The sequence below is a fragment of the Haloarcula onubensis genome (genome assembly GCF_031624605.1).
GTDB classification, from domain to species: domain Archaea; phylum Halobacteriota; class Halobacteria; order Halobacteriales; family Haloarculaceae; genus Haloarcula; species Haloarcula onubensis.
In genome coordinates this window covers 1-14,069 of record NZ_JAMQOS010000003.1, presented here as the reverse complement: position 1 = coordinate 14,069, position 14,069 = coordinate 1, and the positions used below count along the sequence as shown (strand labels likewise).

Below are 14,069 nucleotides of genomic sequence, written 5' to 3'. Positions count from 1 at the left end.
GAGGGTTTACGTACCGGGACGGAACCACCGCCGCCCATGCACGACGGAACGCGTGTGATGGCCGGCGAGTGTACGACTGTCTTCGAGGGGTCCCGCGAACGCGAACAGCGCGGCGACGTGCTGGTGGTGGTCAAGCCCGACAACACCGTGCTGGTCCACGACGCAGCGGGCTACCAGCCCGTCGCGTGGCTCACCAGGGCCGAGAGCGTCGCGGTCGCGGACGGCACCGTCACCGCCCGCGACGGCGAGCAGTTCCTCCGCGTCGTCGCCCACGAGGAACACGGCAGCGCACGGTTCCCGGCCTCTGAGGCCGGCGTCCCCGTCGGCGACTGTCCGGACTGTCCGGGGACGCTGGTCCGCGCGGGCGGGGACGTGGCCTGTACCGGCTGCGGTGGCAGCTACGGGCTGCCGACCACCGCCGTCGTCACCGGCGGTCGCTGTGGCGACTGCGGCCTGCCGACGATGCGGGTCGAACGCGGCGCGGCCATCGAGTGATGTATCGACCGGGACTGCGAGGCACTCGACGAGCGCGTGCAGGCCGCCTTCGACCGCGAGTGGACCTGCAAGCACTGCGACGGGGACCTCCGCATCCTCCGGCGGGGCGGCCTCATCGCCGGCTGTGAGCACTACCCCGACTGCGACACCGGCTACGCGATTCCGTCGGGGGTCGTCGTGGATAGCTGTGCCTGTGGTCTCCCGACCTTCGAGACGAGCGGCGGGCGGCGGTGTCTCGATAGCGGGTGCGAGGAGGCCCGATAGCTCGGCGCCGCTCGGACTCGACCCGCAGGGGATTTGAGCCTCCGTGGTCCACGGACGGGTATGCAACTCACGCTCGACGGCGACGTCGTCCGGGCCGATTCGCGCGCCCGCGAGCGGTTCTACGACTCGCGGGGCTACGGGCGCGTCCGCGACGGCGACCTCGACCTCGCGCCGGTCGAAGCGGCCCACCTCTGTTATCGCGGCGACATCGACGCCGTCGACGGGATGGACACCCGGGAACTGCTGGCCTCCGGCGCCGTCTCGGCCGTCGACTTCCTCGTCTACAAGGACCTTCGGGACCGCGGCTTCTACCTCACGCCCGCCCGCGAGGGGTGGGTCGACGAGCCCGGTGGCGTGGACTTCGTGGTCTACCCGCGCGGGCAGGGGCCGTGGGACGACGCGGTGGCCTACCGCGTCCGGGTCGTCGGCGAGCGCGACGACGTGCCCGCGGCGGCGCTTGGCGACTGTGCCCTCGCCGTCGTCGACGAGGAGAGCGAACTGACGTATCTGGACACGAACACGCGGACCGTCGAGGGGACCAGCGCGGCCGACGTGCCCGGCGTTCGGGGCGAACTGCTGGCCGAACGGGTGCTGTGCTGGGACCCGCCCGCCCCGCTCTACCGGCGGGCCTTCTACGGCCAGCGGCTGGACGAGGACGCCGTCCAGCTCTCGCTCGTCGAGGCGGCGTATCTGGCTCGCGAGGGCGTGCTGTCGGTCGACGGCGGTGAGCCGAGCGACGCGAAGCGACCCTCGTCAGCGCGAAGCGCTGACGGCGGTGCCGACGCTATCGCCGAGCGCGGCCGCGACGTGGAGGGCGACCGCTTCGACCGCCGCTTGCGGGTGTACGCCGCGCTTCGGGACGCGGGCGTGGTCCCCAAGACCGGCTTCAAGTTCGGCGCGGACTTCCGGACCTACGCCGACGTCGAGAGCGTCGACGACCTGGGTCACTCCGAACTGCTCGTCCGGGTGTTGCCCGCCGACCACGCCTTCGAACCGCGGGACCTCGCACTCGACGTGCGACTGGCCCACGGCGTCCGCAAGACGATGGTGTTCGCGCTCGTGGACGACGGCATCGAGTGGGTGCAAGTGGAGCGGCTGACGCCCTAGTAACGGTCGAAATTTGCGAACCTGCTCTCCACGACGACTCTCTTGAGAGCCAGAAAGCCCCCAGAGGCTCGTGGGCTGCAACTCGCTGCGCTCCTCGCTACGCTGCGGTGCTTGCGTCGTTTCGCTCCACGAGCCTCCGGCCCCTTTCAGTCCCGCCCGGCCGGCTGTTCCACGGGGCGGGACTGAAAGGGGCGACCAGCTACACGAAGGCGGACGACGCAAGCACTGGAGTGAGCGAAGCGAGCGAAGCGCGCAGCGAGGCCCCCGAGTGTAGCCGGTCGGGGCTTTCTGGCTGTTTGAGTCAGCTGTCTCGTTCGTGGTTACAGTTGCTAGCGGGGCTTTCCGGCTGTGAGCACTCGCTGTCGAAACGGACTCACCAGAGAACGCTAGAAGCGAACCCTTTTTGCGCCGACCGGAGCCAAGGGTGTACTAACACGGCACGTCCGTGTGTGATACCATGACCGACCGCGATTCCCACCACGACGACGTATCGCCCGACGAGGACCGCCGCCAGTCGGGAGACACGTGGCGGGAGCCAGCGGTTCGCACGGACGGCGGCGCGGACGCGGCCGGCGCGGACGAGGCGGTGCTTGACCCGTGGGGCTCCTCCACGGTCGCGGACTACCGGAAGCTGTTCGAGCAGTTCGGCATCGAGCGCTTCGACGACGTGCTGCCCGAGGTCCCGAACCCCCACTACCTGATGCGCCGGGGCGTCATCTTCGGCCACCGGGACTACGGCCCGGTCGCGGAGGCCATGCGCAACGGCGACCCCTTCGCCGCCCTCTCGGGCTTTATGCCCACCGGCGACCCCCACATCGGCCACAAGATGGTGTTCGACGAGATAATCTGGCACCAGGAGCGGGGCGCCGACGCCTACGCGCTCATCGCGGACCTCGAAGCTCACGCCGCCCGCGAGCTCTCCTGGAGCGAAATCGACGAGCACGCCCGCAGCTACATCCTGTCGCTGCTCGCGCTGGGCTTCGACCCCGAGGCGGGCGAACTGTATCGCCAGTCCGACAACCGCGAGCTACAGGACCTGGCGTTCGAACTCGGCGCCGAGACGAACTTCTCGGAGCTACAGGCTATCTACGACTTCGACGGCGAGACCGACGTCTCGCACATGCAGTCGGTCGTCACGCAGATGGCCGACATCCTCTATCCGCAACTCGACGAGCCCAAGCCCACCGTCATCCCCGTGGGGCCGGACCAGGACCCCCACATTCGCCTGGCGCGGGATCTGGCGGCACGGATGCGCTACTTCGGCGTCCGCGAAGCGTTCGCCAGTTTCGAGGCCGACGCCGTCGAACGCACGCTCCTGCGCCAGGCCTACGACGCCCGCGAGGACTACGCCGACGAGCCCGAGCTGCCCCGGTGTGTCGAGGCCGCCGACTACCTGCGCGAACGGGAACCAGCACCCGCCGACGCCCGCGAGTCGGTCGTCGAGAAGCTCGACAACGCCGGGAAAGAGCCCATCCGCCCGCGGACCCGCATCTTCGACCGCAACGCGACCGAGGAAGCGTTCGAGGCGCTCATCGAGGCCGTTTCCGGCGAGAAGCGCGTCTACGACGAGCACGTCGACGCGTTCGACCTGGACCACGCCGAGGCCGACGAACTCGCCCGCGAGGTCGAACTGGACACCGGCGGCTACGGCTTCCTGCCGCCCTCCTCTATCTACCATCGGTTCATGACCGGGCTGACCGGCGGGAAGATGTCCTCCTCGATTCCGGCCTCGCACATCTCACTGCTCGACGACCCCGCCGAGGGCTACGACAAGGTGAAATCCGCCACCACCGGCGGCCGCGCCACCGCCGAGGAACAGCGCGAGAAGGGTGGGAAGGCCGACGAGTGTCCGGTGTACGAACTCTACGCCTACCTCCTCTCGGGCGACGACGACGAGTTCGCCGAAGAAGTGTACGAGGAGTGTGTCGGCGGCGAGCGACTCTGTGGCGGCTGCAAGGAACAGGCCGCGGAGCTGATGGAAGCGTTCCTCGAAGACCACCAGGAGAAACGCGCCGAGTGGGAGGAGAAGCTCGACGAGCTGGACATCGACTTCGACTCCCACCGGAAGCGCGAGTGAGCGGACTTGTCCGGCGCGCGAGGAGCTATCGCCGCAGCACCGCCATCGCCGTCTCGTACGCCTGCCGGTAGGCCTGTTCCATCGGACGTTGCCGGTACTCCGCCGAGAGGATTTCGTGGCCCCACGGGCCCGCGTAGCCGGCCCGCCGGAGCGCCGAGACGAACCCGTCGAGGTCGAACTCCCCGTCGCCGGGGAGCTCCCGGTGGTCGACCATCTCGGTGGCCGTCTCGACGTCCGTGTCGTAGCGGCCGTCCGCGAGTTCCGCCGCGACGATATCGCTGGCGTCGAGGTCCCGTAGCCGCTCGGTGGGGACCCCCAGCTTCGCCAGGTGCCAGCTGTCGAGTAGGAGGCCGCCGTTTGCGGCCCCTTCGACGACCGCCAGCGCGTCGTCCAGCGAGTCGACGTTCGGGTCGACCGGGCTGGGCTCGAACCCCACCGCGGTGTCGACGGCCGCGGCCCGCTCACAGAGGGTCCGGAACCGGGCGGCGGCGTCCGCGAGTGGGACGCGGTGGCCGTCGAAGTTCCCCACCTTGAGGTGGGCCGCGTCCAGCGTCTCGGCGGCCGAAAGCAGGAACTCGCGGGTCTCTCGTTCGCGCTCGCGCCGCTCGTCCGCTCGCGGGAGGAGCCAGGCGTTTAGAATCTCCAGTTCCACGTGGGTCAGGCCGTGGCGGTCCAGCACGGAGCGGAGGTCTGCGAGCGTCTCGCCGTGTTCTGTCAGGCGGTGCCGGAGCTCCGTGTGCGTGAGGCCGATACCCGTGAAACCGACCTCGGCCAGTCTCTGCACGCGCGTCTCGAAGTCCCAGGCGCTCCACTCGCGGCCGACCGCCGGGGCTGTGTCGCCCGCGTGCAGCCAGTAAGACGCCAGGAGTTCGGGGCCGTCGGTGGTCATCGGTGCCGACCCTACGCGGGCCCGCCTGGTATAGTCCCGGCCCGCGTACGGGTCCGGATGGGTCCGACCAGTGTCACGACGACCGCCGTACCGGTCCAGAACGCTTTTGTCACGGTGTCACAACTGTTCGCACATGGCAGCCGAGTCCCACCCTGCCGGCGTCGCGCGCCAGCCAGCACCCGCTCCGGGATTCGGGTTCTTTTTCGCCCCCTGAGGGCGGTGGAGTCGGCCACGGCGGAGACGCCCGGGCCGACGAAACCGCCCGCAGGGAAGTGAGAACCGTTAACTGAGCGACCCGCGGTACTCCCCACAACGACCGAGACATCCACATGAAACGACCAGCCGCACAGGTGGCCGTCCTGCAGGCCGCCGACGCGACCGAGGACAGACGTATCGACGAGGTGGCCGACGAGGCCGGGCTGAAACCCGAAACCGCGACCCGGGCCGCCTTCGAACTCGAAGACGACGGCCTGCTGACCGTCGCCGAGGAGACGCTCGAACACTACACGCTGACCGACGAGGGCACGCAGTACGTCTTCGAGAGCCTGCCCGAGCAGGACCTCTCCGAGGCCGCCGTCGAGGCCGGCGCCGACGAGGCCCCCGTCCCGATGGGGCAGGTCATCGGGGCGTCCGGGCTAGAGGGTGCGGCCGTCGACATCGCGCTGTCGAACTACGCCCGCAAAGGCTACGGCGAGATAGACAGCGGCGAGATAACCGCCGACCCCGACGCCGACACCGGCTCCGACCCGGAGATGTACGCGCTCGAAGCCGTCGCCGACGACCGCCTCGGGGAGGCAGACGCCGACGCGCTCTCGCAACTGGAGCGGCGCGGGCTCGTCGAGGTCAGTGAGGAGACCGTCCGCTCGGTCCGGCTCACCGACGACGGCGTCACCGCGCTGATGGGCGGTGTCGAGGCCGCCGAGACCGTCGACCAGCTCACCCCCGAGATGCTCACGAGCGGCGAGTGGGCGGACGTCGAGTTCACCGAGTACAACGTCGCGGCCGACGCCGAGGACGTGCCCCACGGCAAGGAACACATCCTCCGCCAGACCGCCAACCGGGTCAAAGATACCCTCGTGGGCATGGGGTTCCAGGAGATGGAAGGTCCCCACGTCGACGCGCAGTTCTGGATAAACGACTGCCTGTTCATGCCCCAGGACCACCCCGCGCGCACCCACTGGGACCAGTTCGCGCTGTCGCGGCCGGACGAAATCGACGAACTTCCAGAGGACCTCGTCGAACGGGTCCGCTCGGCGCACAAGGAGGGTGTCGGCCCCGACGGCGAGGGGTACCACTCGCCGTGGGAAGAGGACGTGGCCCGCGGCCTGGACCTGCGGGGCCACACCACGTCGCTGTCGATGCGATACCTCTCGGGCCACGAAATCGGCGAGTTGGAGCCACCGAAACGCTTCTTCAGCGTCGAGAAGGTGTATCGTAACGACACGCTCGACCCGACGCACTTGCTGGAGTTCTTCCAGATAGAGGGGTGGGTCATGGCCGAGGACCTCTCCGTGCGCGACCTGATGGGCACCTTCACGGAGTTCTACGAGCAGTTCGGCATCACCGACCTGGAGTTCAAGCCCCACTACAACCCCTACACGGAGCCCAGCTTCGAGCTCTTTGGCACCCACCCGGAGACCGGCGAGGTCGTCGAGGTCGGCAACTCCGGTATCTTCCGCGAGGAGGTGCTCTCGCCGCTGGGCGTCGACTGTGACGTGATGGCGTGGGGGCTCTCGCTGGAGCGGCTGCTCATGCTGATGTACGGCTTCGAGGACATCCGCGACGTCCACGGGACGCTGTGTGACCTCGAACTGCTGCGGACCACGGAGGTGCTTCACTGATGCCAGTCGTCGACGTCGACCCCGAGGAGCTTCGTTATCTGACCGGTCACGACGAGAAGGACGACGACGAACTCAAGTCCGACCTGTTCGACCTCGGCCTGGAGTTCGAGGGCTGGACCGAGGACGACGAGTTCCAACTCGAGTTCGCGCCCGACCGGCTCGACCGCCTCTCAGTCGAGGGTGTGGCCCGCTCGCTGCGCTACCACTACGGCGACGACCGGGGCGTCTACGTCCCCAACACGAACAGCGCCGAGTGGACCATCGAGGTGGAGGACCAGCCCCCGGAGCGTCCGTACGTCACCGGCGCCGTCGTCCGCGGGCTGGACATGAGCGAGGGCGCCCTGGAGTCGCTGATTCAGGTCCAGGAGAAGCTCCACGCGACGATGGGCCGCAAGCGCGCGAAGGGCGCTATCGGGGTCCACGACCTGACGATGCTGAAAGGGGAGGCCGCCACCGAGGGGACGGGCAAGTCGATCACCTACACGAGCGTCGACCCGGACGAAGCCACCTTCGTCCCGCTGGACAGCGACGCCGAGATGACGCCCGGCGAGGTCATCGAGCACCATGACACCGGACGGAAGTACGGCGACCTCGTGGCCGACTTCGAGAAGGTGCCCGCCATCTACGACGCCATCGGGCTGTTCTCGTTCCCGCCGGTCATCAACGGCCGCCGGACGGAGGTCTCCGAGGACTCCCGCGACCTGTTCATCGAGATGACCGGCACCGACCAGTGGACCATCGACCACATGTGTTCGATTGTCTGTTACGCGCTCGAAGCGCGGGGCGGCACCGTCGAACGGGTCGACGTGGAGTACGCCGACGACGCGCCCGGCGAGTACGCCGGCCGCACGCTCTCCCGGCCCGACTTCGAAACCCGAACGAAGACCGTCACGCAGGACCGCATCGAGTCGCTGCTCGGCGTCGACTTAGCGCCTGAGCAGATAATCGACTACGCCGAGCGCGCCGGCCTGAACGCCGACCGCGTCGTCACCGACGACGGCGCCGCCTTCGAGGTCGAGATACCGCCCTACCGGGTCGACGTCATCCACCCGCTGGACATCGTCGACGACATCGGCCGGGCGCTCGGGTTCAACAGCTTAGAACCGACCTACCCCGACGTCTCGACCGTCGGCGGCCGCCACGAGCGGTCGGTACTCGAGGACGCCGCCCGCGACACGCTCGTCGGCCTGGGCTTCGAGGACCTGCTGAACTTCCACATGACCAACGAGGAAGAGAACTTCGAGCGGATGGCGCTCCCCGAGCCAGGTGCGTCGGACACCGACGATTCCCCCGTCGGCCTCGCGGACCCGGTCACCATCCAGGAGCCCTACAGCGAGGACTACACTATCCTCCGGACGTGGGCGCTCCCCTCGCTCATGATGGTCTTAGAGAACAACACCCACCGGCGCTACCCGCAGGACCTCGCGGAAATCGGCCTCGCGGCCGGACTGGACGCGTCCCAGAACACCGGCGTCAGCGAACACCGCACCGTCGCCGGCGTGCTCGCCCGCACCGACGCCTCCTACGAGGACGCGAAGGCCCGCCTGCAGGCCATCGCCGAGGCGTTCGGGACGGACCTGGAGACGCCGGCCACGGACCACCCGACGTTCATCGGCGGGCGCGCGGCCGATATCGTGCTGGACGGCGAGACGGTCGGCGTCGTCGGCGAAGTCCATCCGAAGGTACTCGTCGAGCACGACCTGGAACTGCCGGTGGCGGCCTTCGAGTTCCGACTGGACGCGCTAGAGTAAGCTCGGTACGCCCTTCCGTCACTTCTCGCTCGGATAGACGTACTCGACGCCCTCGGGCTGTGTCTCCGTGTCGGCCGTCTCGACGACGATGGTCGAGGAGAGCTTGTTGAACAGCCGCAGTCCCTCTTCCTCGTAGGCCAAGACGCCGATGATGACGTCGAGTGGCAGCAGGAACGCCTTGCCGAAGCTCTCGACGGCGGCGGTCCCGTAGCCGATGGGGTCGCCGCGTTCGTCCGTGACGGCGACGTCAACGACGAGTTTGCCCGCAGACTGGCCCTGATACCCCTCCAGTGCGGTCCAGTAGACGAACAGCGCGAGTCCGTTGCCGCCGACGGTCGGCGGCGCGTACGTGATGGGGTCGAAAACCGCCGAGCGCAGGCCGGTGGCCGTGGCGATGCTGGCGACTATCGCACCGACGAGGACGACGTCGACGAGCCACGCGAGAAAGCGGTCGTCCCAGGCGGCGATGTAGAGGGTTCGGGGCGCGTCGGCCATACCACCCGTTCTCGGAGCGCTTCCTTCAACGTTCGCTGCGCGTGTGACATCGAAACCGGTCGGCGTAACGTCGCAGTAACCGACTTACCGGCCCGTTACGTGGTGTTCTTCCGCCTGTGACACGTACTAGCACACAGAGGGACAATGGCAGTCAGCGATAGACACTCCGACTGTGGCAACCCGGACCGCTACGGCAACCCGGCCTGTGAGACGTATCCGTGGTTCGACCTGGACTGGGTCGTCGACTACCCCGACGCGCCCTCGGTGCTCACTATCACGGGCCCCAGCCCGACGGCGTGGCTCTCGGCGGACATCCGGGCCGCGATTCCGATAGAAGAGTGTCGGTAGCTACAGGTCCGCGCCGACGGCCTCGTCGATACTGTCGAAGCCGTCCCGCTCCAGCAGGTCACACAGCCCAGCGTTGATGTCGCGGGCGAGCGAGGGGCCCTCGTAGACCAGGCCGGTGTAGAGTTGGACGAGCGAGGCGCCGGCCCGTATCTTCCGGTAGGCGCTCTCGGCCGAGGCGACGCCGCCGACGCCGACGACGGGGACGTCGACGCGCTCGGCCACGAACCGGACCATCTCCGTCGCCCTGCCCTCGATTGGCCTGCCCGAGAGCCCGCCCGTCTCGCTGGCGTTTGGCGAGCGCAGCCCCTCGGGACGCTCCGTCGTCGTATTGGTGGCGACGACACCGTCGAGGTCGAGTTCGGTCACGAGTTCCAGCGCGTCCTCGACGGCGGGGTCGGGGAGGTCCGGCGAGAGCTTGACTAAGAGCGGGGCGGCGCCGGCGGCCTGCAGTTCCTCGAAGATGGCCGTCATCGCCGCCCGGTTCTGGAGTTCCTCGAACCCCTGTGAGTTGGGACAGGAGACGTTGACGACGAAGAAGTCACCGCCCGCGGCGACCTGTTCGTAGGTCTCGCGGTAGTCGGCCGGCGCCGCGTCGGTGCCGACGTGTTCGCTCTTGGCGATGTTGACGCCCAGCGGGAACGGGGCGTCCGTACTCGATAGTCGCTCGCCGACGGCGGCCCCGCCCTCGTTGTTCAGCCCCATCCGGTTGACGAGGCCGCCGTCCTCGCGCAGGCGGAACATCCTGGGGCGGGCGTTGCCGGCCTGGGGCTCGGCCGTGACGCCGCCGACCTCGGCGAAGCCAAAGCCCAGCGCGGCTAAGGCGTTCGGTACCGTCCCGTTCTTGTCAAAGCCCGCGGCGACGCCGACGGGGTTGGAAAAGTCCTGACCGAACGCCTCGGTGGCGAGGCGGTCGTCGGAGACGGTGTATCGGCGGGCCATCGCGGCCGCTATCGGCGTCCCCTGTACCGTCTCCAGAAGTGTGTGGACGCTCCCGTGGGCCGTCTCGGCCGGGAGCGAGAACAGCACCGGTCTTGCGATATCGTAGAGTCTCATGCGGGGCTTCGAATCCTCCCCCGGCGGCCGCCGGGAGCATGCGACAGCACGTCAGAAATCGTGTTCGACCTCTTCGGGGTCGGCTTTTTGAATAATGATCTTGTTGTCACGCACCCGAACGAACACCTCGTCGCCGATCTCCATGCCGGCGACGGCGAGCTCGTCTTCGTGGATGTTGATATGTACGTTGTGGTACTCGCCGTCCTCATCTTTGGCGCCACTCGGGCTAAGCTTCTTCTTTCGCACCATCGCGCTATCCTATTCCGTGCATCGCCGTAGGATGCACTTAAGTCTACCGTGCGGCGATTCCGGTGGGCCGAGTGCGCACGCGATGTCGGGGCATCGCTTCCCGCCGGATTTCTGCTGAATACAGCCTGTCTCCACTCGGGGTATATAAAGATACGCCGTCAGACCCCCTAAATCGGGGGGTATATTTATGTTGTGCCATGTTTTGCATTGACATGGAGCGGAGAAAACCATGGCACGCGACAGCGACAAGCGCAACTTTGCGCTCCGTGAGGATGGTGACGAATCGAGCGTCTTCTCAGGCGGAACACCCCGGCAGGCTGCGTTGAAGGCCGCCCGGCGGCTCGACCCGGCCGACAGCGAGGACGAGGCCGACCGACAGGAGATACGGCTCCGGGAGAAAGGCACCCACAAAGTCCACATCTACGAGGCGTGGGCCTGGGTCGAAACAGCGCCCGACGACAAGCCGGACTGGATGCCGGGCGACATCACGAAGGGGAACGTCTCGAAAGAGGGTGTCGAACACCTCGACGACATCTAGTTCCCTCGGCACGAACTTTTTGGGGCCAGTCCGTTCCGGACGTGAGCCTGCTCGCCGGGTTTTCGCTCGCTCACCTGCCGGACCATCTACTGCCCGCTCGATTTTCGGTTCCGCGCGTGAGCGCGCGCACACGGGAATCGTGAACCGGTTGGCCCCCAACCACTCCAGATACCTGTGTCACATACCGTGTCTCTGTCTATCGTATGAGAGTCACTGCCCCGTGTAATCGCCTGCCGAAGCGTCCGTGGTCCGACGGGGTTAAGTATGCCACTCCCATCGAGTCTAATGCGAACGAGGTCGGGGCGACGCTCCCCCGGTCGGGCCTCATCCCAACCGACGCCCTTAAGTGTAACAGGGTGTTCGGATGGAACGCGAAGGTCGCTCGCGTCGTGCGGTTCGACGCGAACGAACTCCGATGCCCTTAAGTGTAACAGGGCACTCGGATTGAACGCGAACGAGGCCCGGTCGGGGCCAACGAAACCCGACCAACACACTGCGGCGAGGCAACTCGCCAACGGAACTCGAAGCCTTTAAGATGGCTTCGGGATAACATGCAGGTCCGGAGAAATGAGGATTCCACCCCTGCGGTCCGCCGTCAAGATGGGATCTGATGTGAGCCCTGATAGTTCGGTGACACTCGGTCGGCGAGTGTCCTCGAACACCCTTCGATAGCGACCACACTCATCCGAGTGTGACCCGCCTAACCCCCCGACTTCGTCGGGGAACATTCCGGTTGATCCTGCCGGAGGTCATTGCTATTGGAGTCCGATTTAGCCATGCTAGTCGCGCGGGTTTAGACCCGCGGCATATAGCTCAGTAACACGTGGCCAAACTACCCTATGGACAGGGACAACCTCGGGAAACTGAGGCTAATCCCTGATACCACTCTCACGCTGGAGTGCCGAGAGTGAGAAACGCCCCGGCGCCATAGGATGTGGCTGCGGCCGATTAGGTAGATGGTGGGGTAACGGCCCACCATGCCAATAATCGGTACAGGTTGTGAGAGCAAGAGCCTGGAGACGGTATCTGAGACAAGATACCGGGCCCTACGGGGCGCAGCAGGCGCGAAACCTTTACACTGCACGACAGTGCGATAAGGGGACTCCGAGTGCGAGGGCATATAGTCCTCGCTTTTCTGTACCGTAGGGAGGTACAGGAACAAGTGCTGGGCAAGACCGGTGCCAGCCGCCGCGGTAATACCGGCAGCACGAGTGATGACCGATATTATTGGGCCTAAAGCGTCCGTAGCTGGCCGGGCAAGTCCATTGGGAAATCCACGCGCTCAACGCGTGGGCGTCCGGTGGAAACTGTTCGGCTTGGGGCCAGAAGACCTGAGGGGTACGTCCGGGGTAGGAGTGAAATCCCGTAATCCTGGACGGACCACCAATGGGGAAACCACCTCAGGAGGATGGACCCGACAGTGAGGGACGAAAGCTAGGGTCTCGAACCGGATTAGATACCCGGGTAGTCCTAGCTGTAAACGATGCTCGCTAGGTGTGCCGTAGGCTACGAGCCTGCGCTGCGCCATAGGGAAGCCGAGAAGCGAGCCGCCTGGGAAGTACGTCCGCAAGGATGAAACTTAAAGGAATTGGCGGGGGAGCACCACAACCGGAGGAGCCTGCGGTTTAATTGGACTCAACGCCGGACATCTCACCGGTCCCGACAGCAGTAACGACAGTCAGCTTGACGAGCTTACTCGAGCTGCTGAGAGGAGGTGCATGGCCGCCGTCAGCTCGTACCGTGAGGCGTCCTGTTAAGTCAGGCAACGAGCGAGACCCGCACTTCTAGTTGCCAGCAATACCCTTGAGGTAGTTGGGTACACTAGGAGGACTGCCATTGCTAAAATGGAGGAAGGAACGGGCAACGGTAGGTCAGTATGCCCCGAATGGACCGGGCAACACGCGGGCTACAATGGCCGTGACAGAGGGATGCCACGCCGAGAGGCGAAGCTAATCTCTAAACGCGGTCGTAGTTCGGATTGCGGGCTGAAACTCGCCCGCATGAAGCTGGATTCGGTAGTAATCGCGTGTCAGAAGCGCGCGGTGAATACGTCCCTGCTCCTTGCACACACCGCCCGTCAAAGCACCCGAGTGGGGTCCGGATGAGGCCATCATGCGATGGTCGAATCTGGGCTCCGCAAGGGGGCTTAAGTCGTAACAAGGTAGCCGTAGAGGAATCTGTGGCTGGATCACCTCCTACTGATCGGGATTGGGGCTCTGCCCCAACCCACCTATGGGTGTTCGAGAACTACTCACCGACCGGGCACCTATGAACTATCAGGGCTCACACCTGCGGATCTGCCGGGCCCATAGCTCAGCGGCAGAGCACCTCCTTTGCAAGGAGGAAGCCCTGGGTTCAAATCCCAGTGGGTCCATACGACGTGCCAGCCCCGAACCGTGCCCCTTAAGTGTGGGACGGCGTTCGAATCTGGTACGACGACAGATGCACCATCCCGGGTCAAACCGAGGGTGGGAAGGGTCGATTCGCCCACCATCTACCACCTTGGGGGCGAGTATGAAACCGTGTGTACGTGCGATCCAGGCGTCCACTGGACTCGTTCAGTTTAGCGAGTCACAACGACGTTGGCTACTATGCCAGCTGGTGGATTGCTCGGCTCGAGAGCTGAAGAAGGACGTGCCAAGCTGCGAAAAGCCTGAGGGAGCCGCACGGAGGCTAAGAACTCAGGATCTCCGAATGGGAATCCCCACAGCAATTGCTTCGCGCAATGAGTAACCCCGAGAACTGAAACATCTCAGTATCGGGTGGAAAAGAAAACGCAACGTGATGTCGTCAGTAACCGCGAGTGAACGCGATACAGCCCAAACCGAAGGTCCCACGACCAATGTGGTGTTCGGGCAGATTCTCAGCAGCGGACCATCTCACAGAAGTCCCTTGGAACAGGGCGTGATACAGGGTGACAACCCCGTACGTGAGGTCAGTACGCTGTGCATCTGTTCCAGAG

General features: G+C 66.0%; 10 protein-coding genes, 1 tRNA gene, 2 rRNA genes and 1 pseudogene. 10 read left to right on the top strand and 4 right to left on the bottom strand.

Features of this window, described 5'->3' with window-relative positions:
- Nucleotides 1-36 precede the first annotated feature (36 nt).
- The 3 genes and pseudogenes from NDI86_RS09485 to NDI86_RS09475 all read left to right on the top strand — a co-directional run bounded on the left by NDI86_RS09485 (nt 37) and on the right by NDI86_RS09475 (nt 3,943).
- Nucleotides 37-759: pseudogene (locus NDI86_RS09485) on the top strand (PDDEXK family nuclease).
- Between the two features lie 60 nt (nt 760-819).
- On the top strand, nt 820-1,866 hold the full coding sequence (gene endA / locus NDI86_RS09480; RefSeq protein ID WP_310900182.1) for a tRNA-intron lyase: 1,047 nt from the start codon (nt 820-822) through the stop codon (nt 1,864-1,866).
- Nucleotides 1,867-2,323: 457 nt separating this feature from the next.
- Nucleotides 2,324-3,943: a tryptophan--tRNA ligase gene (locus NDI86_RS09475; protein WP_310900181.1), complete on the top strand. Its 1,620-nt coding sequence runs from the start codon at nt 2,324-2,326 to the stop codon at nt 3,941-3,943.
- 25 nt (nt 3,944-3,968) lie between these two features.
- Here the strand turns inward: NDI86_RS09475 and NDI86_RS09470 are convergent, their stop codons facing one another.
- Nucleotides 3,969-4,832: a sugar phosphate isomerase/epimerase family protein gene (locus NDI86_RS09470; protein WP_310900180.1), complete on the bottom strand. Its 864-nt coding sequence runs from the start codon at nt 4,830-4,832 to the stop codon at nt 3,969-3,971.
- A 329-nt stretch (nt 4,833-5,161) separates the two neighbouring features.
- Here NDI86_RS09470 and pheS point away from each other — a divergent pair, with 329 nt between their 5' ends.
- Together pheS and pheT are read left to right on the top strand one after the other, a co-directional pair.
- On the top strand, nt 5,162-6,673 hold the full coding sequence (gene pheS, locus NDI86_RS09465) for a phenylalanine--tRNA ligase subunit alpha (protein ID WP_310900179.1): 1,512 nt from the start codon (nt 5,162-5,164) through the stop codon (nt 6,671-6,673).
- Entirely contained in the window at nt 6,673-8,424 is a 1,752-nt protein-coding gene (pheT, locus tag NDI86_RS09460; protein WP_310900178.1) for a phenylalanine--tRNA ligase subunit beta, read from the top strand. Before pheS ends, pheT begins: the two co-directional genes overlap by 1 nt.
- Nucleotides 8,425-8,442: 18 nt before the next feature.
- Here pheT and NDI86_RS09455 read toward each other — a convergent pair whose 3' ends face one another.
- Complete coding sequence (locus NDI86_RS09455; RefSeq protein WP_310900177.1) at nt 8,443-8,919, bottom strand: RDD family protein; 477 nt, start codon at nt 8,917-8,919, stop codon at nt 8,443-8,445.
- Between the two features lie 144 nt (nt 8,920-9,063).
- Here NDI86_RS09455 and NDI86_RS09450 point away from each other — a divergent pair, with 144 nt between their 5' ends.
- A complete protein-coding gene (locus NDI86_RS09450) occupies nt 9,064-9,267 on the top strand; it encodes a hypothetical protein (protein ID WP_310900176.1) in 204 nt (67 codons plus the stop codon).
- On the opposite strand, the gene NDI86_RS09445 is transcribed toward NDI86_RS09450, so the two are convergent.
- Nucleotides 9,268-10,320 carry a quinone-dependent dihydroorotate dehydrogenase gene (locus tag NDI86_RS09445; RefSeq protein ID WP_310900175.1) on the bottom strand — a complete coding sequence of 351 codons (1,053 nt, stop codon included), beginning with the start codon at nt 10,318-10,320 and terminating at the stop codon, nt 9,268-9,270.
- A gap of 51 nt (nt 10,321-10,371) precedes the next feature.
- Complete coding sequence (locus NDI86_RS09440) at nt 10,372-10,569, bottom strand: hypothetical protein (protein ID WP_004516407.1); 198 nt, start codon at nt 10,567-10,569, stop codon at nt 10,372-10,374.
- 229 nt (nt 10,570-10,798) lie between these two features.
- Here NDI86_RS09440 and NDI86_RS09435 point away from each other — a divergent pair, with 229 nt between their 5' ends.
- From NDI86_RS09435 to NDI86_RS09420, 4 genes are all read left to right on the top strand, one after another.
- Complete coding sequence (locus NDI86_RS09435; protein ID WP_220588064.1) at nt 10,799-11,107, top strand: non-histone chromosomal MC1 family protein; 309 nt, start codon at nt 10,799-10,801, stop codon at nt 11,105-11,107.
- Nucleotides 11,108-11,833: 726 nt separating this feature from the next.
- Nucleotides 11,834-13,304, top strand: a 16S ribosomal RNA gene (locus tag NDI86_RS09430).
- Between the two features lie 105 nt (nt 13,305-13,409).
- Nucleotides 13,410-13,481: transfer RNA gene (locus tag NDI86_RS09425), tRNA-Ala, on the top strand.
- Between the two features lie 203 nt (nt 13,482-13,684).
- Nucleotides 13,685-14,069, top strand: a 23S ribosomal RNA gene (locus NDI86_RS09420); the annotation flags it as partial.

Coding starts and splice junctions, on each gene's coding strand:
- NDI86_RS09450 (WP_310900176.1), top strand. CDS start 9,064: ATGGCAGTCAGCGATAGACACTCCGACTGTGGCAACCCGGACCGCTAC.
- NDI86_RS09440 (WP_004516407.1), bottom strand. CDS start 10,569: ATGGTGCGAAAGAAGAAGCTTAGCCCGAGTGGCGCCAAAGATGAGGAC.
- NDI86_RS09445 (WP_310900175.1), bottom strand. CDS start 10,320: ATGAGACTCTACGATATCGCAAGACCGGTGCTGTTCTCGCTCCCGGCC.
- NDI86_RS09470 (WP_310900180.1), bottom strand. CDS start 4,832: ATGACCACCGACGGCCCCGAACTCCTGGCGTCTTACTGGCTGCACGCG.
- pheT (WP_310900178.1), top strand. CDS start 6,673: ATGCCAGTCGTCGACGTCGACCCCGAGGAGCTTCGTTATCTGACCGGT.
- NDI86_RS09455 (WP_310900177.1), bottom strand. CDS start 8,919: ATGGCCGACGCGCCCCGAACCCTCTACATCGCCGCCTGGGACGACCGC.
- endA (WP_310900182.1), top strand. CDS start 820: ATGCAACTCACGCTCGACGGCGACGTCGTCCGGGCCGATTCGCGCGCC.
- NDI86_RS09475 (WP_310900181.1), top strand. CDS start 2,324: ATGACCGACCGCGATTCCCACCACGACGACGTATCGCCCGACGAGGAC.
- pheS (WP_310900179.1), top strand. CDS start 5,162: ATGAAACGACCAGCCGCACAGGTGGCCGTCCTGCAGGCCGCCGACGCG.
- NDI86_RS09435 (WP_220588064.1), top strand. CDS start 10,799: ATGGCACGCGACAGCGACAAGCGCAACTTTGCGCTCCGTGAGGATGGT.